The organism is Paraburkholderia sp. HP33-1 (assembly GCF_021390595.1).
In the GTDB taxonomy this organism is placed as follows: Bacteria; Pseudomonadota; Gammaproteobacteria; order Burkholderiales; family Burkholderiaceae; genus Paraburkholderia.
This window is the reverse complement of the sequence record NZ_JAJEJR010000002.1, coordinates 2,291,207-2,315,500: the sequence shown is the minus strand read 5'-3', so window position 1 is coordinate 2,315,500 and position 24,294 is coordinate 2,291,207. Positions and strand designations below refer to the sequence as shown.

General features: G+C 64.2%; 26 protein-coding genes. 12 read left to right on the top strand and 14 right to left on the bottom strand.

Going from position 1 to position 24,294, the window contains the following annotated elements; all coding sequences use genetic code 11:
* Positions 1-256 precede the first annotated feature (256 nt).
* The 4 genes from L0U81_RS26490 to L0U81_RS26475 all read left to right on the top strand — a co-directional run bounded on the left by L0U81_RS26490 (position 257) and on the right by L0U81_RS26475 (position 4,958).
* On the top strand, positions 257-883 hold the full coding sequence (locus tag L0U81_RS26490; RefSeq protein WP_233807556.1) for a sorbitol dehydrogenase family protein: 627 nt from the start codon (positions 257-259) through the stop codon (positions 881-883).
* Positions 884-982: 99 nt separating this feature from the next.
* The gene (locus L0U81_RS26485) at positions 983-2,584 is read left to right on the top strand and encodes a GMC family oxidoreductase (protein ID WP_233807554.1); all 1,602 of its coding nucleotides are present in this window, start codon (positions 983-985) and stop codon (positions 2,582-2,584) included.
* Positions 2,585-2,604: 20 nt separating this feature from the next.
* Positions 2,605-4,032: a cytochrome c gene (locus L0U81_RS26480; RefSeq protein WP_233807552.1), complete on the top strand. Its 1,428-nt coding sequence runs from the start codon at positions 2,605-2,607 to the stop codon at positions 4,030-4,032.
* A 188-nt stretch (positions 4,033-4,220) separates the two neighbouring features.
* The gene (locus L0U81_RS26475; protein ID WP_233807550.1) at positions 4,221-4,958 is read left to right on the top strand and encodes a metallophosphoesterase; all 738 of its coding nucleotides are present in this window, start codon (positions 4,221-4,223) and stop codon (positions 4,956-4,958) included.
* 38 nt (positions 4,959-4,996) lie between these two features.
* Here L0U81_RS26475 and L0U81_RS26470 read toward each other — a convergent pair whose 3' ends face one another.
* Positions 4,997-5,698, bottom strand: a complete 702-nt coding sequence (locus L0U81_RS26470) for an RES family NAD+ phosphorylase (protein ID WP_233807548.1) — start codon at positions 5,696-5,698, stop codon at positions 4,997-4,999.
* On the bottom strand, positions 5,695-6,132 hold the full coding sequence (locus L0U81_RS26465; RefSeq protein ID WP_326489858.1) for an MbcA/ParS/Xre antitoxin family protein: 438 nt from the start codon (positions 6,130-6,132) through the stop codon (positions 5,695-5,697). The genes L0U81_RS26470 and L0U81_RS26465 overlap by 4 nt, the downstream gene beginning before the upstream one ends.
* Positions 6,133-6,244: 112 nt before the next feature.
* Between L0U81_RS26465 and L0U81_RS26460 the strand changes: the two genes are divergently transcribed.
* Positions 6,245-6,931 (top strand): hypothetical protein, encoded by a 687-nt coding sequence (locus L0U81_RS26460; RefSeq protein WP_233807547.1) that lies wholly within the window; start codon positions 6,245-6,247, stop codon positions 6,929-6,931.
* Between the two features lie 34 nt (positions 6,932-6,965).
* Here L0U81_RS26460 and L0U81_RS26455 read toward each other — a convergent pair whose 3' ends face one another.
* Positions 6,966-7,817 (bottom strand): LysR family transcriptional regulator, encoded by an 852-nt coding sequence (locus tag L0U81_RS26455; RefSeq protein WP_233807545.1) that lies wholly within the window; start codon positions 7,815-7,817, stop codon positions 6,966-6,968.
* Between the two features lie 98 nt (positions 7,818-7,915).
* Here L0U81_RS26455 and L0U81_RS26450 point away from each other — a divergent pair, with 98 nt between their 5' ends.
* Both L0U81_RS26450 and L0U81_RS26445 read left to right on the top strand, forming a co-directional pair.
* Entirely contained in the window at positions 7,916-8,299 is a 384-nt protein-coding gene (locus L0U81_RS26450) for a tautomerase family protein (protein ID WP_233807537.1), read from the top strand.
* Between the two features lie 397 nt (positions 8,300-8,696).
* Positions 8,697-9,431 carry a transposase gene (locus L0U81_RS26445; protein ID WP_233807535.1) on the top strand — a complete coding sequence of 245 codons (735 nt, stop codon included), beginning with the start codon at positions 8,697-8,699 and terminating at the stop codon, positions 9,429-9,431.
* Between the two features lie 24 nt (positions 9,432-9,455).
* Here L0U81_RS26445 and L0U81_RS26440 read toward each other — a convergent pair whose 3' ends face one another.
* Entirely contained in the window at positions 9,456-9,704 is a 249-nt protein-coding gene (locus tag L0U81_RS26440; RefSeq protein WP_233807533.1) for a hypothetical protein, read from the bottom strand.
* A gap of 241 nt (positions 9,705-9,945) precedes the next feature.
* Between L0U81_RS26440 and L0U81_RS26435 the strand changes: the two genes are divergently transcribed.
* Positions 9,946-10,791, top strand: coding sequence for a TOBE domain-containing protein (locus tag L0U81_RS26435; RefSeq protein ID WP_233807531.1), 846 nt, complete (start codon positions 9,946-9,948; stop codon positions 10,789-10,791).
* A gap of 41 nt (positions 10,792-10,832) precedes the next feature.
* On the opposite strand, the gene L0U81_RS26430 is transcribed toward L0U81_RS26435, so the two are convergent.
* From L0U81_RS26430 to L0U81_RS26415, 4 genes are all read right to left on the bottom strand, one after another.
* Positions 10,833-11,543 (bottom strand): sulfate/molybdate ABC transporter ATP-binding protein, encoded by a 711-nt coding sequence (locus tag L0U81_RS26430; protein ID WP_233807529.1) that lies wholly within the window; start codon positions 11,541-11,543, stop codon positions 10,833-10,835.
* Between the two features lies 1 nt (position 11,544).
* Positions 11,545-12,219 carry a molybdate ABC transporter permease subunit gene (gene modB, locus L0U81_RS26425; protein WP_233807521.1) on the bottom strand — a complete coding sequence of 225 codons (675 nt, stop codon included), beginning with the start codon at positions 12,217-12,219 and terminating at the stop codon, positions 11,545-11,547.
* Positions 12,220-12,241: 22 nt separating this feature from the next.
* On the bottom strand, positions 12,242-13,015 hold the full coding sequence (gene modA / locus L0U81_RS26420) for a molybdate ABC transporter substrate-binding protein (RefSeq protein ID WP_233807512.1): 774 nt from the start codon (positions 13,013-13,015) through the stop codon (positions 12,242-12,244).
* Between the two features lie 173 nt (positions 13,016-13,188).
* Complete coding sequence (locus tag L0U81_RS26415; protein WP_233807510.1) at positions 13,189-13,887, bottom strand: phosphatase PAP2 family protein; 699 nt, start codon at positions 13,885-13,887, stop codon at positions 13,189-13,191.
* Between the two features lie 363 nt (positions 13,888-14,250).
* Between L0U81_RS26415 and L0U81_RS26410 the strand changes: the two genes are divergently transcribed.
* Both L0U81_RS26410 and L0U81_RS26405 read left to right on the top strand, forming a co-directional pair.
* Positions 14,251-15,420, top strand: a complete 1,170-nt coding sequence (locus tag L0U81_RS26410; RefSeq protein WP_233807508.1) for an extracellular catalytic domain type 1 short-chain-length polyhydroxyalkanoate depolymerase — start codon at positions 14,251-14,253, stop codon at positions 15,418-15,420.
* 110 nt (positions 15,421-15,530) lie between these two features.
* Complete coding sequence (locus L0U81_RS26405; protein ID WP_233807505.1) at positions 15,531-15,713, top strand: DUF3563 family protein; 183 nt, start codon at positions 15,531-15,533, stop codon at positions 15,711-15,713.
* 157 nt (positions 15,714-15,870) lie between these two features.
* On the opposite strand, the gene L0U81_RS26400 is transcribed toward L0U81_RS26405, so the two are convergent.
* From L0U81_RS26400 to L0U81_RS26375, 6 genes are all read right to left on the bottom strand, one after another.
* Positions 15,871-16,329: a TspO/MBR family protein gene (locus tag L0U81_RS26400; protein ID WP_233807498.1), complete on the bottom strand. Its 459-nt coding sequence runs from the start codon at positions 16,327-16,329 to the stop codon at positions 15,871-15,873.
* A 260-nt stretch (positions 16,330-16,589) separates the two neighbouring features.
* The gene (locus tag L0U81_RS26395; RefSeq protein ID WP_233807496.1) at positions 16,590-17,009 is read right to left on the bottom strand and encodes an organic hydroperoxide resistance protein; all 420 of its coding nucleotides are present in this window, start codon (positions 17,007-17,009) and stop codon (positions 16,590-16,592) included.
* 166 nt (positions 17,010-17,175) lie between these two features.
* Complete coding sequence (locus L0U81_RS26390) at positions 17,176-17,628, bottom strand: MarR family winged helix-turn-helix transcriptional regulator (RefSeq protein ID WP_233807494.1); 453 nt, start codon at positions 17,626-17,628, stop codon at positions 17,176-17,178.
* A 157-nt stretch (positions 17,629-17,785) separates the two neighbouring features.
* Positions 17,786-18,592, bottom strand: a complete 807-nt coding sequence (locus L0U81_RS26385) for a BPSS1780 family membrane protein (RefSeq protein WP_233807492.1) — start codon at positions 18,590-18,592, stop codon at positions 17,786-17,788.
* Positions 18,583-19,578 carry a homoserine kinase gene (locus tag L0U81_RS26380; protein WP_233807961.1) on the bottom strand — a complete coding sequence of 332 codons (996 nt, stop codon included), beginning with the start codon at positions 19,576-19,578 and terminating at the stop codon, positions 18,583-18,585. The genes L0U81_RS26385 and L0U81_RS26380 overlap by 10 nt, the downstream gene beginning before the upstream one ends.
* 176 nt (positions 19,579-19,754) lie before the next feature.
* Complete coding sequence (locus L0U81_RS26375) at positions 19,755-20,150, bottom strand: hypothetical protein (RefSeq protein WP_233807490.1); 396 nt, start codon at positions 20,148-20,150, stop codon at positions 19,755-19,757.
* A gap of 191 nt (positions 20,151-20,341) precedes the next feature.
* Here L0U81_RS26375 and L0U81_RS26370 point away from each other — a divergent pair, with 191 nt between their 5' ends.
* Complete coding sequence (locus L0U81_RS26370) at positions 20,342-21,868, top strand: AMP nucleosidase (RefSeq protein WP_442793460.1); 1,527 nt, start codon at positions 20,342-20,344, stop codon at positions 21,866-21,868.
* A 391-nt stretch (positions 21,869-22,259) separates the two neighbouring features.
* Positions 22,260-24,215, top strand: coding sequence for an acyltransferase family protein (locus tag L0U81_RS26365; protein ID WP_233807488.1), 1,956 nt, complete (start codon positions 22,260-22,262; stop codon positions 24,213-24,215).
* The last annotated feature ends 79 nt before the right edge of the window (positions 24,216-24,294 follow it).

The window sequence follows — 24,294 nt, the reverse complement described above, 5'->3', positions numbered from 1 at the left end:
TCGCAGCGGCCTTGCGCGCCGCTTTCAGTTGAAAGGCGATTGGCAGCAAGCGGCGCAATGCACGTCGTCATTCCGTTGTCATCGCAATCGCGCATGCAACATCACACTTGCTGCGCGCGTGAATCGCGCGCACGCGTACGAGACCGCTGAAGCGGCGTAAGACCAGGTTTGGGGAAGAGCGAACGAAGCGGCACACGAACGGCATCATGCCCTCGCCGCGCTGCTCGTCGAGAACGACTCATCATCTGGAGCCCCCATGACAGATGTTCCTGAGCATAACGATGCGCATGCCAACGTGACGCATCGGCAAGGAGCGAAGTCTTATCGCAGTGCCACGCGTTTCACCGGTTGGTCCCCGTCGTTTTCCGCTTCGCGCAGGGCGTGGGTGCTCGGCGCGTGCGCGGTGGCCGCAGCGCTCGCGTTCAACGGTGCGAGCCGTTCGCTCTCGTGGATGGCACCCGCCCTCGCCGATACGCCGCCCGCCGGCGGCGGACTCGATGCCTTCCTCGCGCTGTCGCAACACCTCACCGGTCGTAGCAGTTTCGATGCCGTGCTCGGCAAGCGTGTCTACGATGCGCTGTCGCACTCCGATAGCCAGTTCACGCAGAACGTCGCCGCGCTGAACACCTGGCTGCAAGGCCACGGCGGCGTGCCCTCGGATACGGTCACGCAGGCGCTGCAGACCGACCAGCCCGCGCTCGCGAAAACAGTCGGCGCGATCATGCGCGCGTGGTATCTGGGCCTCGTCGGCGATATGCCGCACGTCGAAGTGATTGCGTATGAAAAGGCGCTGATGTTCGATCCCGTGAAAGACGTGCTCACGATTCCCTCCTATTGCCGCGACGTGCCGTTCTTCTGGACGCAGAAGCCGACGCCCGCGTGAGCGCGCGAGCCCGCCAGCGGGCAACGCCAGCATCGCAACGAATACGCCGGCGTCGCGCGCACAAAGCCCGTCACACGAAGGGCACCGAAGAGAGAAACGATGGCAAACACACAATCCGCCGATATCGTCGTGGTCGGTTCGGGCGTCGCCGGCAGTCTGGTGGCGCATCAGCTGGCGCTGGCGGGCGCGTCGGTGATCCTGCTCGAAGCGGGGCCGCGCATTGCGCGCTGGCAGATCGTCGAGAACTTCCGCAACTCGCCGGCCAAGTCCGACTTCGCGACGCCGTATCCGTCGACTCCTTACGCGCCGCATCCAGAGTACGCGCCCGCGAACAACTACCTGATCCAGAAGGGCGATTATCCGTACAACTCACAATATGTGCGGCTCGTCGGCGGCACCACGTGGCACTGGGCGGCGGCCGCATGGCGGCTGCTGCCGTCGGATTTCCAGTTGCACAAGCTATATGGCGTCGGGCGCGACTGGCCGTATTCGTACGAAACGCTCGAACCGTGGTACGTGGCCGCCGAAATTCAGCTCGGCGTGTCCGGTCCGGATAGCTCGATCGATCTCGGCTCGCCGCGCTCGAAGCCCTATCCGATGCAGCAACTGCCGCTGTCGTATATGGATCAGCGTTTTAGCGACGTGCTCAACGCGCAGGGCTTCAAGGTCGTGCCCGAGCCGGTCGCGCGCAACAGCCGGCCGTACGATGCACGGCCGACCTGCTGCGGCAACAACAACTGCATGCCGATCTGTCCGATCGCCGCAATGTACAACGGCGTGATCCACGCGGAGAAAGCCGAGCAGGCCGGCGCGAAACTGATTCCCGAAGCGGTCGTGTATCGCGTCGAAGCGGACGACAAAGGGCTCATCACCGCGGTCCATTACAAGGACCCGAACGGCAATAGCACGCGCGTCACCGGCAAGCTGTTCGTGCTCGCGGCGAACGGCATCGAAACGCCGAAGCTGATGCTGATGTCGACTTCCGATAAATTCCCGCACGGCGTCGGCAACAGATCCGATCAGGTGGGCCGCAACCTGATGGATCATCCGGGCACCGGCGTCACGTTTCTCGCCAACGAACCGCTATGGCCCGGCCGCGGCCCGATGGAAATGACTTCGATCGTCAACTTCCGCGACGGCGCGTTCCGCTCCGATTACGCGTCGAAGAAGCTGCATCTGTCGAACGGCGTGCCGACGATGGGCGTCACGGCCGATCTGCTGAAAAAAGGCCTGACCGGCGCCGAGCTCGACCGGCAGATCCGCGACCGCGCGGCGCGGACGCTGAACATCAACAGCTTTCACGAGCATTTGCCGGAGCCGCAGAACCGCATCGTGCCGTCGGCCGATCACAAGGACGCGCTCGGCATTCCACAGCCCGAGATCTACTACTCGATCAACGACTACGTGAAGAAGAGCGCCGCCAATACGCACGAGCTGTACGCACAGATCGCGACGCTATTCGGCGGCACCGAGGTCTCCTTCGACGACAGCTTCGCGCCCAACAATCACATCATGGGCACGACGATCATGGGCAGCGATGCGGCCAGTTCGGTCGTCGATGCGGACTGTCGCACACACGATCATCCGAACCTGTTCATCGCGAGCAGCGGCGTGATGCCGAGCGCCGCGTCGGTGAACTGCACGCTGACGATCGCAGCCTTGTCGCTGAAGCTGGCCGACAAGCTGAAGCGCGAAATCTGAGCGCTGACCGGAGAGCCACAATGATGAAGAACACCTCTCGCGTGCCGCCGGACCCTGCGCTGATGCACGTCAACCCGCGCCGCCGCTTTGGCGGCGCGGCGCTCGCGGCGGCGTTTTCGCTGTTCGCGCTGTCGATTGCGTGGCACGAGGCGCACGGCCCGGAGGCACACTCGACCGACGAGCTGCCGATCACCCAGGCGCGCGCCGACAACGCGGCGCAAGCGTCGGACGCCGAGGCGACGCTCGCCGGGCCCGCCGTGAATGGCGAGCTCGTCAAGCGCGGCCAATACCTGACCCGTGTCGCCGATTGCGCAGCCTGCCATACGGCGGACAAGTCGCGCCCGTTCGCAGGCGGCCTGCCGATCAGCACGCCGTTCGGCACGATCGTGACGCCGAACATCACACCCGATCCCGACACTGGCATCGGCAAATGGAGCGACGCCGATTTCATGCGCGCGATGCACGAGGGGATCGGCAAAGCCGGCGAGCGGCTGTACCCGGCGTTCCCGTACACGGCCTACACGCGCGTGACCGATCAGGATGTCCTCGCGATTCGCGCGTATCTGAACACGCTCGCGCCGATTCACTACACGCCGCCCGCGAACAGCCTCAGCTTCCCGTTCAACCAGCGCTGGCTGATGGTGTTCTGGAACCTGTTCAACTTCACCGAAGGGCGCTTCGTGCCGGACCCGAAACAGAGCGCCGAACGCAACCGTGGCGCGTATCTGGTCGAAGGGCTCGCGCATTGTGAGGAATGCCATACACCGCGCAATTTCATGCAGGGGCTGAAGTCGAGCGCGCGTTTCTCCGGCGCGGTGCAGGCTGGCTGGCATGCGTTCAATATCACGCCGGACAAGCTGAGCGGCGTCGGCGACTGGCGCGACGACGAACTCGCCTCGTATCTGTCGACCGGTGCGGCGCCGGGCCGCGCGAGCGCGGCCGGGCCGATGGGCGAAGTGGTCGCGAACAGCACGCAGTATCTGACGCCGGTGGATCTGAGCTCGATCGTCGTGTTTCTGCGCTCGGTGCCGGCCGTGAGCGGCGGCGACGTGCGTCCCCGCCATCAATGGGGCAATCCCGCCGCCGACGTCACCGCGTTGCGCGGCACTACGATCACCGGCGTGAACGGCGCGCAGCTGTTCCTCGCCAATTGCGCGACCTGCCATAGCTGGACCGGGGAGGGGGTTGGCGCGAGCGCGCCGGGCGCGTATCCGTCGCTGATCCATAACTCGACGGTCGGCGCGAACGACGCGAACAATCTTGCCTTGGTCATTCTGCACGGCGTGAACCGTACGACCGCGCATGCGGACGTGCTGATGCCCGCGTTCGGCGGCCATCTCGATGACGAGCAGATCGCGGCGATCACGAACTATGTGACGAAACAGTTCGGCAATCCGCAGGCGACGATCACGACCGGCCAGGTGGCAAAGCTGCGCACGCTGCAGTAGCGGGCGACGCGCCCCGAGCGCACGGCAGGAGTGACTTGCGCAACGGTGCATTTTCGATGACGCATACCGCGAAGGTGACATTTCCGCGTCATTTTTGCGGCGTTTGAGGTCTTTTCCGCCCGATGAGGCGTGCGGATACGATAGGCACCCCGCATACGCGCTGGTGTCGGCGGCATTATCATGGGTGGATGAACTCCACCCCCGACAACTTCGTTCAGCATCACGCCGCCAACGAGGCGGGCCGCGATTTCGTGGTCGGCGATCTGCACGGCTGCGTCGATGCCTTGCGTTATCTGCTGCGTCAGATCGCGTTCGATCCGACGGTCGACCGGCTGTTTTCCGTCGGCGATCTGGTCGATCGCGGCGAGCACTCGGAGCAGGCGCTCGCGCTGCTCGCGAAGCCGTGGTTCTACGCGGTGCTCGGCAATCACGAGGACGCGCTGTGCCTGGTCGCCGACGGCCGCATGCGGCGGCAGTGGTGGTACGGCATCGGCGGCGGGTGGGCGGCCGGCGTGCCCGACGAGCGTCTGCGCTACTACGCCGAGCATCTACGCACGCTGCCGCTCGCGCGCGTGGTCGGCAGCGGCCAGATGCGCTTCAATATTCTGCATGCCGAATTTTTCGGCTCGGACGCCGAACTCGATGCGGGCAACTTTTCGGCCGAAACACGCCAGCGCATGCTGTGGGGGCGCGAGCTCGCGCTGGGCAACGGCGATCCGCTGAAGCAGCGCGGGCTGTCGCTGACCTATTGCGGCCATACGCCGGTGCGTGACATCACGCAGATCGGCTCGCAGGTGTTCATCGATACCGGCGCGTTCGGGCCCGACGGCATGTTGACGATCGTGCAGCCGCAGGCGCTGCGTCGCTGGTCGATCTCGGTCGAGGCCGCGCGCGCGGAAGGGGCGGGGGAGTTGGCGTTGCCTTGAGCGGCTGAAGTTCGCCACGCTGCTTCGCCGCTTTTGCCTCACCCGACCTGGTTCAACTCGAACACCATATCCACGCTTGTGCCGTTCCAGTTGTATTCGAGGTATGCCGCGTGATGACACTCGCGCAGCAGCGTCGTGCGGAACGCGGCGAGGCATTCGCCGGCGCTGTCGCGCACCGACGGATAGACGATGCCCGGGGCACCCGCCTCGCGTACCGCACGCCCGAGCGCCTGCCCGGCGAGGTAGTCGTCGGGCGACAGCACGGCGGGATCGAGCTCGGGGTCACGACGCAAATCGACCACGCTGCCCTGCGCGATTACCGTGTAAAGACGCATTTGCTGACGCATCGGCGGCTCGGCGGTCGCTTCGAGGAACTTGCCGGTGTGGTAGCGCGTTTCGGCGATCGCCGTCGCACGCGAACGCGCGCAATAGAACACGCCGTACGTGCCGTCGGAAAAGCGGCTGCCAAGCGGATTCAGATGCGTGAGCGCGGCCATTATCGGCCCGTAGCCGGGGCCGAAACGGCGCTCCTCGCGCGGCACCAGATCGAGTTCGCCGATTTCGGTGCGCAGACGGTCGTTGGTCATCGCTTCGAGCGCGTACAGCGCGTCGAAATCTTCGGGAGAAGCGACCCGGTCGAACAGATTGATGGCCGGAAAGCGCGTCGGAATCACGCGATACGCGGGCGACCAGTCGAACGCGGTGCTGGTCCAGCGGTCCTGCCATTGCGGTCGTATCACGCCCAGCCGCCTCGCATTGCGTCGAGATACTGGCGCACGGCCACGAGATCGCTGATGTTGCCCGCCAGCATGCGGTCCAGCGCGCGGCGCCCACCGAACGGCGGCGCGTTGTTGGTGCGTTTGACCCAAGTATCGGCGGCGCTCGGCTGCGGCAGCAGGATCTGCAGCGCCTTGTAGATGCCGAGCAGCAGCGACAGTCGCTCCAGCGTGTCGTGGCTGAGGCGCGCGGTCTCGGGCTCGTTCCTCCACTTGAAGAACGTCGAGCGGCCCGGCTTGCCGAGCAGCACGATCTGCTCGTCGGCGCTCAGGTCCCAGTCGCGGGCAATGTTGAAGAACGCGCGCAGACCCGCCGCGGACATCTGCGGCAACGTGGGTTCCGACAGCGATCGTCGCGGCGATGCTTCGGGCGAGGAAATTCGAGCGGCGTGAGCCATTGCGGGTAAGTCCCTATGTGTACTTGTTATCGATATTAGTCTAAAAGTGGATTTTTGCAAGAGAATATAATCCCGGCTCGTTTTGGCAGTCGTCGATCAGGAGAAGCAGGAGATGCGGGTTCGAGCAGTAGCAGCGGCGCTGGCCGTGTGGTGTGTGTCGGAAGCGGCGTTGGCCGCTGGTTATGCGGAAGTGTGGAATCCGCCGGCGGCTAGCGGGCATGTCGCAAGCGGACACGTGGCGCGGCAGACGCATGCGCGGAAAAAGCCAGCGGCGATGACGGTAAAGGCGGGCGCCAAGGGCGCAAACAAGGCTAAAGCCGACACGCATGCGAAGCAGACGGCGAGCGTCCGGCATGGGGCACACCATGTCGCGTCGGACGGCGCGGGCCACGGCGGCAAACTCGCGGCGCACGGCGGCGGCGTGAAGCACGTCGCGGCGAGCGGGAACGCGAAGGGCCGCGTGAGGGGCGGTACGCAAGTCGCGGCGTCAGGCCCGAACCGGACGCACGCCAGCGTCAGCGCGCAGGCCGCGAAGCACGCGCAGCCGCATGTGCAACTGGCGCACGCGAAGCCGGCTCAGGGCAAGGTGGTGCGCGCAAATTTCGCGGCGGGTCACACCGCGCGTCCGCATGTGGACAAGGTCGCGGCGAAGCCGGTGGTTTCCCGTGCGAGTCCGATCAAGCCGGCTGTGCAGACTTCGCCGAACACGTCCGCAAACGTTAGCAACATCGCGCCGATGGGCTCCGTGCCCAATCCGGCGACCGCCAGCAGCGGTTCGCTGCCGCCGATCATCCACTGAGGCTGCTTTGGGCGGTGCGGCAGCAGTTGTGATTTCACGCCGCGGCGAGGCCGTTTGCGAGTAGCCGCAGCGTTTCAGCCGAGCGCGGCTCGCGCACGCGCGAATGCAGCGTCACGCGCGATTCCGGCAGCGCCGGCAGGCCGAGCCGCGCACCAACGTCGATCAGACCGCGCGGCGCGACCCGGCGCGCGAGCGGCGACACGGCGAGCCCCGCCGCCACCGCCGCGCCCACGGCAGCGACGCCACCGCCGACAAACACCTCCTGCCATGCGATCCCCGCCGCCGTCAGCGTGCGCAGCGCGACGTCACGGACGTTGCACGGCGGACTCAATAGCGCGAGCGCCAGCGGCTCGCCGACTCGCGGCAGCCAAGTCGGCGTCGCAAGCCAACCGAGCGGCTCGCTGAACAGCGTCTGCGCGTCGTCGCGCGGCGGCTCGTCGGCACCGTAGCGGACGATCGCCGCATCGAGCCGGCGTTCGTCGAACTGCGCGAGCAGTGCCGCCGACGTTCCCATATGCAGCTCGACCACGAGACCCGGATCGTGCGCGTTGAGCCGGCCGAGCAGATGCGGCAGATCCGGTCCGGCGACGTGCTCGCTGAGCCCGAGCGCGAGCCGCCGCCGCTCCACCGATAGCGCGCCCAGGGCGCGCTCGTGCGCGTTCAGCAACTCACGCGCGGCGCCGAGAAACGCGTGACCGTCGGCGGACAGACGCACGACGCGCGGCGTGCGCTCCAGCAACTGCGTGCCCAGATGGGCCTCCAGCCGCTTCAACTTCAGGCTGACGGCCGATTGCGTGGTGTCGAGCGCGTCTGCGGCTCGCGTGAAGCTACGCAAATCGGCGACCAGCACGAAGGCCCGCACCGCATCGAGATCGAGGACTTTCATTTCAGATGGAAATGAATGAAATAGGCAAAGATGTCTGTTTATTATGACAGGGTGCGCCTAAGCTGTGTTTAACCCAACACAGCAACACGGAGCCCATCATGCCGCTCACCCGAATCTCACTGCGCGCCGGCAAGCCGGCCGACTACCGCCATGCGTTGACCGCCGGTATCCAGCGCTCGCTGGTGGACACGTTCAACGTGCCGAAGGACGACATGTTCATGCTGATCACCGAGCACACGCCCGACAACATGATCTACGACCGCCAGTACCAGAATATCGCGCGCGGCGACGACCTCGTCATGATCCAGCTGACCGTCAGCAACACGCGCTCGGTCGAGCAGAAGAAGGCGCTGTACCGGCGCATCGTCGATGAACTCGGGAAGTCGCCGGGCGTGCGGCCGGAAGATGTGTTCATCAATCTCGTCGAGGTCGAGAAGGAGAACTGGTCGTTTGGAAATGGGGTGGCGCAGTATGCGGTTTGAGCTTGAGGGGGCGTTGCATCATCGATGCTTCGCCCCTGCGATCAGCCTGTTGTGACCGGACATAATTCTCAGAACCGGCCATTCATCTATTCATACGGCGTCCCTAAGAGCGCCGCTCCCACGCTGCATTAGCCCATCACCAAGGCCTGCTTTCGATGCTCGACGCCGACTCGGCGCTGCACGCTCGACACGCGACAAAAACACAGCGGCAATTCCTTTCGGCGATGGCTTAAAAGATGCGCTGGCTGCGACCGGCAAATCGACGAAAAGAGGCCATAAAAAAGGCCTTTTCGTAACGCAAACGATTGCATTTGGTCGATAGAATTTTGTTACGCACTGTCACGCGTCCGATACCTGTCGGATCGCTTTCTCACATCGGATTTCCGGTTAATTCAGCATGACACGGCTCGCACGGCACTACGTCCCAGAACAACCGCAGCACGTTATCTTGCAGGGGCTCACTGGGCCCGCATTCCTGGACGAAGGAGACTACCTGTACTTCCTCGTCTGCCTGGCGGACGCAGCGCGCGTCGCCGATCTGGCAGTCCACGCGTGGGTACTCATGCCTGACGCGGTACAACTCCTCGTCACACCTGCATACGAGTCGAGCGTGGCCATGGCGATGCAGGCGGTCGGCCGTCGCTATGTCGAGGCCTTCAACCGCCGTCATGGACGCCGCGGTACGGTGTGGCGTGGCGAGTACCGAGCAACAGTGATTGAGCCCGACCGGTATTTCCTGCTCGCGAGCCAGGTCATCGATCATGCGCCAGTGCGCAACCGCCTTGTGGCCGAGCCGGGAAACTATCAGTGGTCGAGCTACACGCACCACATCGGGCTACGGGTCGATAGCTTCATCAAGGACCATCCACTTTACCGGGGGCTCGGCAATACACCGTTCGAGCGCCACCAGGCTTACCGCGATCTGGGCGCACTGCCTCTTGACGAATGCGAGGTCAATAACCTGCTTCAGTCAACGCTCAACGGCTGGGTGCTCGGCAGCGCCGCGTATTGCGAGTGGGCGGCGCAGACAGCCAACCGGCGTCTGATGCCCCTGCTGCTGCGCGACCGGCCGCCCAAGGACCGCACGACAAGCGTTTTTGCACACGTGGACGAATCTACTTCGGCCCTTTGACGACGACGTAAATAGACTGCGGAGCTAGTCCTTACCCCACCGCCAGCGTGCCGGCTCGCCCTTCAGCCAGCACACGACCACGAGGGCAACGGTGAGCAGCGCAACCAGCAAGGCGAACGTCAGCGGATGACCCGCGGGTTGAAACCTGAAAACGACCGCACCGAGCAACACACAATAAGCGAGCAGGGTCGCCCATCCTTGCCACCGCACGGGTAAGCCCCAACCCCAGCCATAGCGTTTCGCCGGGAACCAGTATTCGTGCGTGGGTGACATCGCGCAGCCTCCAGATGTGGATCCCTCCTCATTATCGATGATCCACAACGGTGCCTTCCGGCGGCACACATCGAGAACGAGTTGCCGCAGCCAACGGTGAACCTGGTCAGCACGATCGGCGCTCACGAAGGCCGTACCGGTTTGCACTACCTCGACTACCTCGGCAGAGTCGTGCCGTGGTGAGCGGCGGTGCGAGATAATGACTAGCCGTCGTTCCACCCACGCTCAACCGCTCCCCGCCATGACCATCGACCGCCCCGATCCTGCCCGCGACGCCCTCGAGCTCGGCGGCTCGGTCTGGTTTCAGGCCGGCACGCAGACGCTCGGCGGCGCGGCGCGCATTGCGCTGCTTGCGGCGATCGGCGAGACCGGTTCGATCACGAGCGCGGCGAAGGCGGTCGGCATCAGCTACAAAGGCGCGTGGGATGCCGTCGACACGATGAACAACCTCGCCGGCGAGCCGCTCGTCGTGCGTTTGACCGGCGGCAAGGGCGGCGGCGGCACGACGCTGACGCCACGCGCCGTGAAGCTGATCGAAACGTTTCGGGCGGTTGAGCGCGAGCATCGGCGTTTTCTCGAACGCGCCGGGGCGGCGATCGGCGAGGGCTTCGCGACGGACTGGGATCTGATCGGCCGCATCGGCGTGAAAACGAGCGCGCGCAATCAGTTCTACGGCACGGTGTCGGCGATCGCGCGCGGCACCGTCAACGACGAAGTGTCGCTCGCGCTGCCCGGCGGTCACACGATCGTCGCGGTGCTCACGCACGAGAGCACCGAAGCGCTCGGGCTCGCGGTCGGCGTGGCGGCGTTTGCGCTGATCAAGGCATCGTGGGTCGTGCTGCTCGTTGCCGGTGACGGCGATGGCGATTCACCGCTGAAGCTGTCGGCGCGCAATCAGTTGCGTGGCACGGTGCTGAGCGTGAAGCGCGGCGCGGTGAACGCGGAAGTGTCGCTCGGGCTCGAAGGCGGCGCGGTGATCACCGCGGTCGTCACCAATGGCAGCGTCGACATGCTTGGTTTGCAGGAAGGCGCGAGCGCGGTCGCGGCGTTCAAGGCGTCGAGCGTGATACTCGGCGTGAAGGATTGAGGGCTGCCAGGCCGCCGCAACGAGGGTGCGAAGCCACCGGGTCAACGAGGCGACGCCTCGGTTCGAGCATACCCCGCGAACGGATGATCCTCGTGCACGCGGCCATCGCTGACCTGCACGACCTGGTCGCCGAATGCGGCGACGTCGTCCGGATCGTGCGTGATCAGCACCATCGGAATATCGAGTCGCGTTTGCAGGTCCGATAGCTCGCGCCGCATGCGCTGGCGCAGCGCGCTATCGAGCGCGGAAAACGGTTCGTCGAGCAGCAGCAGGCGCGGCTGCGAAACGAGCGCGCGCGCCAGCGCGACGCGCTGCTTCTGCCCGCCCGACAGCTGCGCCGGATGATGGCCCGCCACACCCCTCAACTCGAGCGCGTCGAGCCAGTAATCGACTTGCGGATGCGTGCCGCGCGTACGCGGATTGAGCCAGCCCTGACGCAGCCCGAAGCCGATGTTCTGCCGCACGTTCAGATGCGGAAACAGCGCGTAGTCCTGAAACAGATACGCGATCTTGCGCGCTTGCGGCTTCTGGTCGATGCCGACCGCGCTATCGAACAGCGTGGTGCCGTGCAGCGTGATCGACCCTTCGTCCGGACGCAGCAGGCCGGCGATAGCCTGCAAGGTCAGGCTCTTGCCCGCGCCCGACGGCCCGAACAGCACGAGCCTTTGCGTGGTGGCGCGGAACGCGACGTCGAGCGTGAAGCGCCGCTCGGTGGTCTCGAAGGTCTTGCGGATGGCGACGTCGAGCGGCATGTCAGCGGGATCTCAGAAGCGTGTGCTGCGGCACGAGACGCCCCGCGAGCAGCAGGATCGTCACGCACGTGACCGAGGTCACGAGCACGAGGAAGTTGGCGGTGCTGTCGTCGCCGGCCTGCACGGCCGAATAGACCGCGACCGACAGCGTCTGCGTGCGGCCCGGCAGGTTGCCCGCGATCATCAACGTCGCGCCGAATTCGCCGAGCGCGCGTGCGAACGCGAGCAGGCCGCCGGCGAGGATGCCGCGCGCGGCGAGCGGCAGCGTCACGCGGAAAAACACTGCGGTTTCGCTGACGCCGAGCGTGCGCGCCGCGCTCTCCAACTGCGGGTCGACGCCTTCAAAGGCCGCGCGCGCCGACTTCAGCACGAGCGGAAACGCCACCACCGTCGACGCGATCACCGCGCCTTGCCACGTGAATACGAGCTGGATGTCAAAGCGGTCGAGCCACGCGCCGATCACGCCGCGTCGGCCGAGCAGCACGAGCAGGTAGTAGCCGAGCACCGTGGGCGGCAGCACGAGCGGCAGCATCAGAAGCGAATCGATCACGTCGCGCGCGCCTGAGCGCCAGCGCGACAGACCGAGCGCCACCGCGACGCCGAACACGAGATTGAGCGCGGTGGCCCAGCCCGCCACCTTCAGCGTTAGCAGTAGCGGCACCCAGACCTGTTCCATGAGCGTGTGCCTTGTCGGTGAATCAATGCGCGGGCTTGAAGCCGTACTTCGCGAGCACCGCCTGGCCGGCCGGCGACAGCACGAAGTCGATGAAGGCCTGCGCGTCGGCCGCGTGGTGGCTGCCGTCGACTTGCGCGATCGGGTAGGTGATCGGCGTTTGCGTCGGCAGGTTCATCGCCACCTTGACCTTGTCGGGCATGATCGCGGCGTCGGTGCCGAATACGAAGCCGGCGTCGACTTCGCCGCGCGCGACGTAATCGAGGCTCTGGCGCACGTTCGACGCGAGCACCGCTTTCGCGCTCACCGTGTCCCACACGCCGGCAGCCTTGAGCGCGCCTTGCGTGTAGCGGCCGACCGGCACCGAAGCCGGATCGCCGAACGCGACGCGCTTCACGTTCGCGGTCGTCAGATCGTTGAGGCTGGCGGGTGCGAAGTGGCTGTCGCGCGGCACGATCAGCACCAGCGAATTGGCCGCGAAGTCGCGTCGCGTGGACGGCACGACGACCTTTTGCGCCGCGGCCATGTCCATCGCCTTCTGATCCGCGGATGCGAATACGTCGGCGGGCGCGCCTTTGACGATCTGCTGCATCAGCACGTCCGACGCGCCGAAGTTCAGCAGGACCTTGGTGCCCGGATGCTGCTGCTCGAACGCGTCGCCGACCGCCTTGAACGCATTGGTCAGGCTGGCGGCGGCCGAGACCACCAGTTCATCAGCGTGGGCATTCACGCTGACCACAACAGAGACGGCGGCTGCGACGCACAGCGCGCATTGCTTCAGATGGCGAGAAAGTGTCATCAAGGACCTGGAGTCGAACGTGAGCGGAAAGTAGCGGCTTAAAAACACTATCGTAATATATACGCGGTTATAGCGGTGTCCACGATTCGGCGTAGCGCTCACACGTGGCGTGAAGCGCTACGAAACGGTCAAGGAAGCCTGAAAACGCGCCGGAAGGAGCGGCGCAAGCGTGCTCAGATGTCCGACGCGCCGGCCGGCTCGAGTGTGAGTATTTGCGACAGGGGCGCGGCCACCGGACGGGCGTCACGGGTGGCCTTCCATTTCGCGCGGATGAATGGCCGGTCGTGGCCGGACACTTTCAGTGCGATATGCGTGACCCAGCGTTGCGTCGGCACGTGCACGCCGTGCATCGCGATGGCCAGCACCATCATGCTGACGGCGACCGGCAGCGCCGACAGCTGGCCCGGCTGCGCATCCCACGCGACGCGCACGAACACGAGCGCGGCGAACGCGCCGACGACGCAGCCGGTCACCGCTTCGGACGGCGAATGCGCGCTCAGCACGACGCGCGACAAGCCCACCGCTATGCCGGCGGCAAGCCCCGCCAGCACGCCGAGCAGCCGGACGGAGCGCCGCGCGGGTAATAACATCAAAAATAGCGTGACCGGATAGACGGCCGTGGACAGCATGGAATGACCGCTGACGCCAGTGAAATCGAGTTCGCGCACGCCGACGCCCCAGCCGAGGAAGGCGATCTTGGTCAAGGTCACGACGCCGATCGCCGTGCCGAGCAGGGTGAGCCAGCAGGCCGCGAGCCGCCACGAGTAGCCGGCCGCCAACCACAGCGCGATAGCGAGCGCGAGCGGCAGCGTCATACCTGCGCCGCCGAGGTTGGTGATCGAATACCACAGGTGGATTGGTAATTCGGGCATGGCACGAGCGCGACGCGGGTCGCGTGAAATCGGGTTGGTGAAAATCGGCGCGCGGCCGGCATGAAACGCCGGTGCGGCCTGGATCGACCCGTAAGGGGATCAACCGTCAGTATAGTCGGGCGTCGCGCGACGGTCTTGTTACGCACTGCGCATTTTTGTGCGTCGAGTGTGGGCTGCCGAACGCGCATCGAGCCAGTTTGACGGCCGGGCTGCGGCAAGGTTCGCTGCGGTTGCAATCGGGACAAGGAGCGGGGTCGGTGTTTAGCAACGTATGAAAATTGATGTTATTGTGCATTGCACAACTTCATGTGATCCGCCGTCTTTGGAGTTCGCAATCTGTCCCTTTCTGCGAGGTTATCGCCGATGGCAAAAAGCCTGTCGAAAATCTGGCTGCGCGGTTTCAAGCGCCTGCTCGCGATCCAAACCGAACACGCGCAAAAAACCGCCAAGCGAGCGCAGGCGCGGCCAGTTCGCGCCGCCACCACCAAACCGTCGAGCAAGACTCATCCACTCAAGCCGGCCGCCGCGCTGCGCACGCCCACGAAACGCGAAGCGCCGCGCGATTCGCGCGTGCGTCCGCGCGCGGCCGCGTGGGCGAGCGGCGCATGGACGCGCTCGTTCCATTCCGCGCCGGCCGCACCCGGCCGGCTCGTCAATCACCTGCAGTACGGGCTCTATATCCCGTCCGGTCACGCACGTGAGGCGCTGCCGCTCGTCGTGATGCTGCACGGCTGCACGCAGTCGATCGACGATTTCGCCGAAGGCACGCGCATGAACCTGCTCGCCGACCGCTACGGCTTCGCGGTCGTGTATCCCGAGCAGTCGAAGCACGCGCACTCGCACCGCTGCTGGCACTGGTACGACGCAGCCGGTAACGCGGAGGCGCGGGCGGTTGTGTCGCTGGTGGATGCGCTGGTCGAGCAGCACGGGTTTGACCGCGAACGCGTCTACGCTGCCGGGATTTCGGCGGGCGCAGGGCTGACGGCGCTGTTGGCCGTCAAATATCCGGAACATTTTGCCGCAGTCGCGCTGCATTCCGGCCCCGCTTTCGGCGAGGCCCGCTCAGGCGTTACCGCGATGGACGTGATGCGGCGCGGCGCGCGTCGCGAGCCGGTCGAGCTCGTCGACGAAACCACCAACGTCGCGCAGTATCCGGGCATGCCGGCTCTGATCGTCCACGGCGACGCCGACCACGTCGTCACGCCCGTCAACGCGGACCAGTTGGCGACACAGTTCCTGCGCCTGAACCGCCTCATCGACGCAAACGGCGCGCGCAAGGCCGGCGAGACGCGCGAAGACCGCAAGAACGGCATCGTGACGCGCGACTATCTGCGCGGCGGGCGGCGCGTGGTACGCGTGTGTCGTGTACAGGGGCTCGGCCACGCATGGGCCGGCGGTGATGACGCGCTCCCCTTCCATTCATCCAAGGGTCCGGACGCGAGCGCCATGCTGTGGGAGTTTTTCCGGCATCAGCGCCGCACGGACGCCGGCCGCATCGCGGAAGGACTGGCGGCGTCGTCAGCCGGGCGGTGACGTCGCAACAACACCGCGGAAAATGAACAGTAGCGCGAATCTAGGGTTTTCCCTATAATACGGGTTATCCCTTAGTCGTAAACGCGTAGCTTTCATTGCCGAGGTCGACCATGTATCTGATTAGCCGCCTGTTCCTGTTTTTGACCAAGTCGCCGGACCAACTCGCGAAAGAGCGCGCTGACGCCTATCTCGCCGAAGCGACCGATCTCTACGACCTCGAATTCCGCATGCGCAAGCTCGATCGCGAGGCGGACGTGCGTCAGCCGTCCTGGATCAGCCAGCACCAAGGGTAAGCCGACTGCCTGAAACCGGCATCAGGCCGTCAGCAATCGGAACATCGGCGCGTGGTGAGGCGTCGGTGTTCGGGGTCAGCCAACCAGGGCTGTCGCCCGCGTCGCGTCATCCCCTTTACCAGTCAAGCGGCCGTCGCGCCCGCTCGCCCGGCTCCGCTCAAGCAGCCGGATTCATCTGCCACAGCGCGTAATTCAGCAGCGCCGCATACGTGACCCACACGACATACGGCACCAGCAGGATGCCCGCGAGGCGATCACGTCGCCAGAACACATACGTCAGCATCACGATCAGTACGAGCAGGATCACGATGTCGATCAGTCCCATCTCCGGCCGATGCAGGCCGAAAAACAACCACATCCATGCGGCGTTGAACAGCAGCTGCACGACCCACAGGACGATTGCCGAGGTAAGGCCGTCGCGCTTCCATACGCGCCACGCGGAAAACGCCATCAGCACGTAGAGCACGGTCCAGACGGGCGGGAAGACCCAGTTCGGCAGATTGAAGGCGGGCTTTTGCAGACCCGCGTACCACGCGTCCGGCAACGACAGACTCGCGGCCCAGCCGGCCGCCAGCGTCAGGATCAGAAACACGAGCAGCGACGGCAGACGGCGCATTTTCACCCCTCCAGACCTTGTTATTTCCTGATGTGAGCGGGCACTTACTTTCCGTATAGAGCCAATCTACGTTCGCAGGCCTGCTCGTGATCGACGATCGGTTCGCGATAATTCTCCCCCATTACCATGCCGAATTTCGCGAGCCGCCCTGTGCCCGCCCCTATTGGACAGGGTGCGGGCACGGGACGCGATGGCGCCCAGTGGTGGGCCGTGAGCGGATTGCCGTGGCCGTTGCGATCGGCGCAACGGCCGACCTTAACTCAAGCGACGTGCAGACGAACCGCAACGTTGTCACGCGTGGCGTTCGAGTACGGGCAGACCTGATGCGCTGCGTCGACCAGTTCCTTCGCGGCCTCCGGAGCCAGGCCCGGCAGCGAGACGCGCAGATCGATGTCGAGCGCGAAGCCGCCCTTGTCGTTCGGACCGATGCCGACATCGGCGGAAACCTGCGTGTCGGCCGGCAGAGCCTGCTTGCGCTGGCCGGCGACGAACTTCATGGCGCTCAGGAAACAGGCCGAATAGCCTGCCGCAAACAGCTGCTCGGGATTGGTGCCCGCTGCGCCATTGCCGCCTAGCTCGCGCGGCGCGGCCAGCTTGACGTCCAATGCATTGTCCGACGATACGGCGCGGCCGTCGCGGCCACCGGTGCTCGTTGCGCTTGCCTTGTAGAGGATGTTCATGGTGCTGCTCCTAGTCTGGGTTGTCAGGGTGTTTGCCGCCGTGTGCCGCTTCGCCGGTTTGGCAAAGCGCTAGCAAAGCGGCATGTCATTAAGATAGTACGCAAATAATTTGTGTGCAAATGAATTCGTGTGTCGTCGCGTGAACTGATCTGTTGCATTAAACGCACTACTGGTCCATGAAATCGTTGAGCGTCGCGCGCAGGCGCGTAAGGTCGTCGCGCAGATGCAGCAGGAAGTCCGGCGTTTGCTGCGTCGCGCAGAGGATTGCGCCGGGTACCTCGCGCGCCTGACGCTTGAGCGCCTTGCCCGCGCCCGTGAGGCGAATGAACACAAGGCGCTCATCGTCGGTGCCGCGCACGCGCTCGACGAGGCCCTGCGCTTCGAGCCGCTTGAGCAGCGGTGTGACCGTCGCCGGATCGAGATTCAGGCGCGTGGCCATGTCCTTCACGGTGACGTCGTCGGTTTCCCAAAGCACGAGCATCGCCAGATATTGCGGATACGTGAGACCGAGCTTTTCTAGCAGCGGCTTGTACGCCTTCGTCATCGCAAGCGACGTCGAGTAGAGCGCGAAGCAGAGTTGTTCGTCGAGCGTGAAGGGCAGGGCGGGGCGCTGGGTCATGATCGATCTCGGCTAAAAGAGTGTGCAAATGGATTGCACGCAAACTATTGTGCCGCAAATCGATTCAGGATGCCGAGCGTAGGGAAGAGTTGTTCCGACGGAGTCGTCGAGCGAACACGCGCGGACGCCAGGACGGCACCCGCGCGGGAACGACGGATCAGGCTGCCGGCGTGGTCGGCAGATCCGGCGTTTGCGGCGTTTGTACGCCGAAGCAGCCGCGATAGGTCGCGTAGAACGAGCAGTACAGCATCGTCGTGACGATCATCGTGGCGGGCATCAGGATCGCGAACGCGAAGTCGGCCGCGCCGAGTGCCTGCATCAGCGCGGACAGCCCGAGCGACACGACCGTCGCGACCGCGAACCACAGCGCTGCGAACACGATGAAAGCGCCGCGATTGCGCCAGCAACTGACGACGCTGAAGAACATCGCCTTGATGGGCGGCACGTCGTGCCAGGCGGCCAGGATCGGCGAAAACCAGAAGAGCATCGCGACCGGTACATAAAACGCTAGTGCGGTGATGACCGCAAGCGGGATATTGCTGTTGGCAATCGTGTTCTCATCCATCGACGCGCTGCCGAGCATCACCTTCAGCAGCATGCCGCCGTCGGCGAGCGCCGAGCCGGCCAGCACGAGCGCCATCGCGATGACATAGAGCACGCCGAGCACGAGCAGGCGCCGCGTGACCACCGGGCCATACGAATGAAAGCCGTCGACGAGGATGGTCGGAAACACCGGTTTGCCCGCGATCGTATTGCGACACGCTGCCATGAAGCCGACCGCGACGCCCGGAATGAACAGCAGCGGCAATACGCCGCCGACCACCGGAATCTGCGACACGAGCGTCATCACCAGCAAATAGGTGAAGAACAGCGTCAGGAAGGCGAGCGGATTCTTGCGGAACAGCCAGATGCCTTGGCGGAACCACACGTAGCCGGTTTTCGCGGGGACTTCGATCAGTTGCATGAGGTATGGATGCCTGGATTCGCGACGCCCTGCAGGCGCTCGCGCAGAATGCGTTCGAAATGGCCGGGGTCGTGCGGCTTCAGCAGTTCCGCCGCGCGCGGCAAATGAAAATCATACAGGCGCGAGACCCAGAAACGGTACGCGCCCGCACGCAGCATGTCGCCCCAGTGATGGTTTTCCTCGACGGTGAACGGCCGCACCGTCTGATACGAGCGCAACAGCGCCTCGGTGCGCGCGGCGTCGAGCTTGCCTGTTGCGAGGTCGACGCACCAGTCGTTGACCGTCACCGCGACGTCGAACAGCCACTTGTCGCAGCCGGCGAAATAGAAATCGAAGAAGCCACCGAGCCGCACTTCGTGGCCGGTGTCGGGCGCCGCGTGCGCGAACATCGCGTTGTCGCGGAACAGGTCGGCGTGGCACGGGCCCTCGGGCAGCGCGGCGTAATCGGCCGATGCGAAGAACGCTTCCTGATGCGCAAGCTCGGACGCCAGCAGATCGCGCTGCTCGCCTTCGAGATACGGCAGGATCGTCGGCACGGTTTCGCGCCACCACGGCAGGCTGCGCAGATTCGGCTGATAACGCGGATAGTCGCGGCCCGCCAGGTGCAAGCGCGCAAGCATCTGGCCGACCTCGGCGCAGTGCTCGACGCCCGGCGCGAGCTCGGGCGCGCCTTCGAGTTTCGTTACGATCGTCGCGGGTTTGCCGAGCAGCATGCCGAACAGCGCGCCGTCGAGGCGCGGCATCGGATCCGGCACCGGCACGCGGTGAGCGGCAAGATGCCGCATCAGATCCAGATAGAACGGCAGTTGTTCAGCGGTCAGCTTTTCGAAAATCGTCAGCACGTATTCGCCGCGCGTCGTCGTCAGAAAGAAGTTGCTGTTTTCAATGCCGGACGAAATGCCACGAAACTCGACGACATCGCCGAGATCGTAGTGACTCATCCATTCTGCGAGTTGGGATTCGTTGACAGCGGTGAAGACGGCCATGCGGAAACGTCGGATCAGGTTGTTCGGGCTGGCGCGGTGCGGCCAGTGCGAGGTGAGACAGATGAATGTGGCGGACCGGGCGGCGCGTGCGTTCATCGCGCCGCTGCCGCGATCGGTTGCAATCGGGGCACGGCTGCGCCGCGGCTGCCGTTGCCGGCGCGCCGCGGTCGCAACGATCAATAGTGGAGATTCACCGACGGCAGGCGCGTACTGGGCTTGCCGCTGTCGTGGACGGTAGGCGATGTGTCGGGCGATGCGCTCATCTGGTAGCGCGTGCCGAAATTCGAGTGCACGTTGATTTCGACCGGCTTGCCCTTGTCGCGGAATTCAGTGATTTCGGTGCCGGTCGGACTGACTTCGTGAAAGCTCGGCGTGCGCGGAACGTTGATGTCGACCTTCGAGCTGACCTCAGCGGCCGGACGATTGATCTTGTCCAGGTCGGGCAGACCGGCCCGTTCATTGGCGGACTGGGGCGCGTTGGCGGGCGGCGGTTCGTCGACAGGCTGGGCAGCCATCGCGGCGCTGCCGAGGGCAAGAGCCAGCGCAACGGCGATGGGAAGGAGCGGCTTCATGGTGATTCTCCGATTGGGTGCCCCGATTCTAGCAAATCCGGCCTCGCGTACGGGCGCGAAGCCTTATTTTGCGCCGCTTTCGCGCAACATGCGCGCGTTCTCGCGAGCGGTGTTGCAAGCGTCGCCGCCGACATTTGGCAAGTGCGGGTTCCGTGGTAATGTCGTCTCATCAAAAAGGGTGAACGATGATGATCAACAACGATATCAATCAGCGTACGGTGCAGACTCCCGCCAACAGCTTCCCGACCGAAGGCTTCGACGACGCGGCCGAGGCCGTCACCCGCCTCGCCGCGATCTACGAGGCGAACACGTCGTTCCTGCGCGATGCGTTCGCGCGCTATCGCCGCAACGAGCTGTTCAACCATCGCGTGCGCGCCTGCTATCCGTTCGTGCGCGTGCGCACCGAGGTCAACACGCATATCGATTCGCGCCGCTCGTACGGGTTCGTCGCGGGGCCGGGCGTGTTCGAGACGACCGTCACGCGGCCCGACCTGTTCGGCAACTACTATCGCGAGCAACTGCGGCTGCTGGCGAAGAACCATCACGTGCAGATCGAGGTCGGCGTGTCGGACCAGCCGATTCCGATTCATTTCGCGTTCGCCGAGGGTATCCACCTCGAAGGCGATCTGGACCGCGAGCGCCTGTTCCTGATGCGCGACATCTTCGACACCCCGGACCTAGCGCTGCTCGACGACCGCATCGTCAACGGCACGTACGAGCCGCTGCCGGGCGAGCCGCATCCGCTTGCATTGTTTACGGCCGCGCGCGTCGATTTTTCGCTGCATCGGCTGAAGCACTACACGGCGACCTCGCCGACGCATGTGCAGAACTACGTGCTGTACACGAACTATCAGTTCTACATCGACGAATTCGTGAAACTCGGCCGCGGCATGATGGCCCATACCGACGACGAGGAGTTGCGCGCCTATCGCAGCGAATACACGTCGTTCGTCGAGCCGGGCGACGTCATCACGTACAACGAGAATCTCGGCGAGCAGGCGCAGGAGGGCACGCCGCCGCCGCGTCTGCCGCAGATGCCGGCGTATCACCTGAAGCGCGCGGACGGCAGCGGCATCACGATGATCAACATCGGAGTCGGGCCGTCGAATGCGAAGACGATCACCGATCACATCGCGGTGCTGCGTCCGCATGCGTGGATCATGCTCGGCCACTGCGCGGGGCTGCGCAACACGCAGCGTCTCGGCGACTACGTGCTCGCGCACGGCTATGTGCGCGAAGATCATGTGCTCGATGCCGATCTGCCGCTGTGGGTGCCGATTCCGGCGCTCGCCGAAGTGCAGGTCGCGCTCGAGCGTGCGGTCGCGCAGGTCACGCAGCTCGATGGCGTCGAGCTGAAGCGCGTGATGCGCACCGGGACCGTGGCGAGCGTCGACAATCGCAACTGGGAGCTGCGCGATCACCGCGAGCCGGTGCAGCGGCTGTCGCAGAGCCGCGCGATCGCGCTCGACATGGAAAGCGCGACGATCGCCGCGAACGGCTTCCGCTTCCGCGTGCCTTACGGCACGTTGCTGTGCGTGTCGGACAAGCCGCTGCACGGCGAGTTGAAGCTGCCGGGCATGGCCGATCAGTTCTATCGCGCGCAGGTCGATCAGCACCTGCAGATCGGCGTCAAGGCGATGGAACTGCTGCGGATGAATGGGCTGCATCGGTTGCATAGCCGCAAGCTGCGGAGTTTCGCGGAAGTGGCGTTTCAGTAGCAGAGCCTTACTGGGCGGGCATTCTGGCGCTATTGCTGCGCCAGAACTGTCTAACCGGAACGGGGGCGTCTAACTTGCGCTCTTCATTGGCACGGGGGTGACCCGCTCGACCTCTCGCCAAGTCAGTGGCCGGGCGGCGGCACCATTACCGATCACGACATCGATCGCGTAATGTCTCGACGCGAGAAGATCGCCGCAGCGATCGTAAGGCCGGCGGCGTATCTCAACCGGCGATGGCTTTCACGGCTATCGCCGCACCCCTCTTCAGCACTGTTTCCGGTGCTTTCACTTCCTTCCTCGAAGTAAGAAAAGTATGATACGGCCGTTTGTATGAGGTCAACGGCGGGCCGAGAGACCAGGTACGCCGGACTAACAACAATAAACAAATAAAATGAATTTTAGAAAAGACATAAACGGGGTGCGCGCCATAGCGGTCACAGCAGTCGTTCTGTACCACTACGGCGTTTGGCCATTCACCGGGGGCTTTGTCGGCGTAGACATTTTCTTTGTCCTATCGGGCTTTCTGCTGACCTCAATTGCCTATGCCGATATACAGGCGGGCACGTTCAGCATTTGGCAGTTCTTGATGAGGCGAATCCGCCGCATCCTGCCAGCGCTCGTGATAATGGTCGCTTTCTGCGTGTTGTGGGCAGGCTATTTCTATCTGCCCGACGACTACATGCATTTTTCGCGAGTCGCGACAGCAGCGTTCCTGATGCGGTCCAACAACGCGTTCGCTGACGATGTCGGGTACTTCGCGCCAGACGCCGCACAAAATCTCTTGCTACATACGTGGTCTTTGTCGGTCGAGGTCCAGTTCTACCTTGTCTTCGCTGTCCTCTGCGGAGTGATCTGGCCACGCCCCAGGAGCAGGCGGCGTGTAGCAGGCGCAGTGTTGTTCGCTGCAATCGTTGTTGCATCGTTTGCCTGGTGCCAATGGCGCACAGTCACTTCGCTGAACTCGGCGTTTTACCTTCTCCCAAGCCGCGCCTGGGAGCTTCTTGCGGGTTCTGCGACCGCAGTCTATCTACGTAGCCCGCGTAGCGATGCCGCCAAAAATGTCCTGGCGATTGCGGGACTGACGCTGCTCGGTATCGCCATCTTCGGCTTTGACACTGCCTCGCCATACCCCGGTTGGAGGGCAATTTTCCCCGTGGCAGGAACGGTCCTGCTGATACTGTCGCAAGGCGGCTTCGTGGCGCCCCTGCTTCATGCGCGCAGTCTGCAATTCGTCGGGCGCATCTCATATTCCGTCTACCTGTGGCATTGGCCCGTTCTGCTTGCCTTTCGGGAGAGGGCAGATTGTGCGCCTTCATTAGAGGAAACGATCGCGCTCCTTGGCGGGAGCATTTTGCTAGGCTGGGTTTCGTATGAGCTTGTTGAGCGTCCGACACGCAAGCGCCTGGGCAATGGCCAGACATTTGCCGGCTGGGTGATGTCCATTTGCGTGGGGTTCGCTCTCACAGCACTGCTGGGGGCGACCCATGGCTTCCCGCAACGGCTTCCAGCCTATCTCCAGCCGGCGGTGCAGGCGAAGATCGTAGGAAATCCGGACGAATCTTTGTGCATGCGCGCAAGCGATGGAACAAAAAAAATAAAGATGGACGGGGATTTCTGCCGCATCGGTGTTAAATCCGGAGAACCCACAATGATGCTGTGGGGCGACTCCTTCGCCGGCAGGCTGCAATCGACGGTCGACGATACCGCGGCAACACTTGGTCTTTCAGGCATCGTGGCGACACACGGCGGCTGCCCGCCATTCAAGGGCAAGGCCTTCGACGGTTCAGGAGCCAACGTCTTTCCTGGATGCGAACGCTATGCCAACTTCGTGTACGACTACTTCGCACAACATCCGACGATCCGCCTGGTGGTCATCGCAGGAGAGTGGAAGCGTTACGATGCGAATTATGAAGGGATGGTGTTGCGGGACATTGCACGCATTCTTGCCAGGCGCGGGGGCCGCCTCGTCCTGATATCAGCCGTTCCTCATCCGCCAGAGGTCGTCCCGAAAGAATGGGCCCGACAACAGGTCAGTGTGGGCCATGCCATTCCCGAGTGGGCAGCCCCTCGCGACAGTCAGTCGATCATCTTCGCCGGCGGCATGAAGATCACCTCCGCTGCTGCCGAGGTCGGCAATGTCACGGTAGTGGACCCGTTCTCCAGGCTATGCTCTAGCGACTCGTGTTTCTTTGTAAAAAACGATCAGGCTCTTTTCTCGGACGGGGACCATCTTAGTGATGTCGGCGTGAAGTACATCGCGCCAGACATCATCAACGCGCTCAAGCGGGCCAATGACCAGCTCATCGCGAGCGAACGCCAGCCGGGCGTGCGTTCATCTTCGTTGTGACTGAAAGCGAGTTGACACAGCCCCTTTCGTAGCCGCGCGCGACCAATGGCCCTCAAGGGCTACCGCAACGGTAGCCCTG

Coding starts and splice junctions, on each gene's coding strand:
- L0U81_RS26375 (WP_233807490.1), bottom strand. CDS start 20,150: ATGAAGCCGCTCCTTCCCATCGCCGTTGCGCTGGCTCTTGCCCTCGGC.
- L0U81_RS26405 (WP_233807505.1), top strand. CDS start 15,531: ATGTATCTGATTAGCCGCCTGTTCCTGTTTTTGACCAAGTCGCCGGAC.
- L0U81_RS26480 (WP_233807552.1), top strand. CDS start 2,605: ATGATGAAGAACACCTCTCGCGTGCCGCCGGACCCTGCGCTGATGCAC.
- L0U81_RS26385 (WP_233807492.1), bottom strand. CDS start 18,592: ATGCAACTGATCGAAGTCCCCGCGAAAACCGGCTACGTGTGGTTCCGC.
- L0U81_RS26455 (WP_233807545.1), bottom strand. CDS start 7,817: ATGAAAGTCCTCGATCTCGATGCGGTGCGGGCCTTCGTGCTGGTCGCC.
- L0U81_RS26485 (WP_233807554.1), top strand. CDS start 983: ATGGCAAACACACAATCCGCCGATATCGTCGTGGTCGGTTCGGGCGTC.
- L0U81_RS26430 (WP_233807529.1), bottom strand. CDS start 11,543: ATGCCGCTCGACGTCGCCATCCGCAAGACCTTCGAGACCACCGAGCGG.
- modA (WP_233807512.1), bottom strand. CDS start 13,015: ATGACACTTTCTCGCCATCTGAAGCAATGCGCGCTGTGCGTCGCAGCC.
- L0U81_RS26365 (WP_233807488.1), top strand. CDS start 22,260: ATGAATTTTAGAAAAGACATAAACGGGGTGCGCGCCATAGCGGTCACA.
- L0U81_RS26380 (WP_233807961.1), bottom strand. CDS start 19,578: ATGGCCGTCTTCACCGCTGTCAACGAATCCCAACTCGCAGAATGGATG.
- L0U81_RS26490 (WP_233807556.1), top strand. CDS start 257: ATGACAGATGTTCCTGAGCATAACGATGCGCATGCCAACGTGACGCAT.
- L0U81_RS26475 (WP_233807550.1), top strand. CDS start 4,221: ATGAACTCCACCCCCGACAACTTCGTTCAGCATCACGCCGCCAACGAG.
- L0U81_RS26460 (WP_233807547.1), top strand. CDS start 6,245: ATGCGGGTTCGAGCAGTAGCAGCGGCGCTGGCCGTGTGGTGTGTGTCG.
- L0U81_RS26400 (WP_233807498.1), bottom strand. CDS start 16,329: ATGCGCCGTCTGCCGTCGCTGCTCGTGTTTCTGATCCTGACGCTGGCG.
- L0U81_RS26415 (WP_233807510.1), bottom strand. CDS start 13,887: ATGCCCGAATTACCAATCCACCTGTGGTATTCGATCACCAACCTCGGC.
- L0U81_RS26450 (WP_233807537.1), top strand. CDS start 7,916: ATGCCGCTCACCCGAATCTCACTGCGCGCCGGCAAGCCGGCCGACTAC.
- L0U81_RS26465 (WP_326489858.1), bottom strand. CDS start 6,132: ATGGCTCACGCCGCTCGAATTTCCTCGCCCGAAGCATCGCCGCGACGA.
- L0U81_RS26435 (WP_233807531.1), top strand. CDS start 9,946: ATGACCATCGACCGCCCCGATCCTGCCCGCGACGCCCTCGAGCTCGGC.
- L0U81_RS26445 (WP_233807535.1), top strand. CDS start 8,697: ATGACACGGCTCGCACGGCACTACGTCCCAGAACAACCGCAGCACGTT.
- L0U81_RS26410 (WP_233807508.1), top strand. CDS start 14,251: ATGGCAAAAAGCCTGTCGAAAATCTGGCTGCGCGGTTTCAAGCGCCTG.
- L0U81_RS26390 (WP_233807494.1), bottom strand. CDS start 17,628: ATGACCCAGCGCCCCGCCCTGCCCTTCACGCTCGACGAACAACTCTGC.
- L0U81_RS26440 (WP_233807533.1), bottom strand. CDS start 9,704: ATGTCACCCACGCACGAATACTGGTTCCCGGCGAAACGCTATGGCTGG.
- modB (WP_233807521.1), bottom strand. CDS start 12,219: ATGGAACAGGTCTGGGTGCCGCTACTGCTAACGCTGAAGGTGGCGGGC.
- L0U81_RS26395 (WP_233807496.1), bottom strand. CDS start 17,009: ATGAACATCCTCTACAAGGCAAGCGCAACGAGCACCGGTGGCCGCGAC.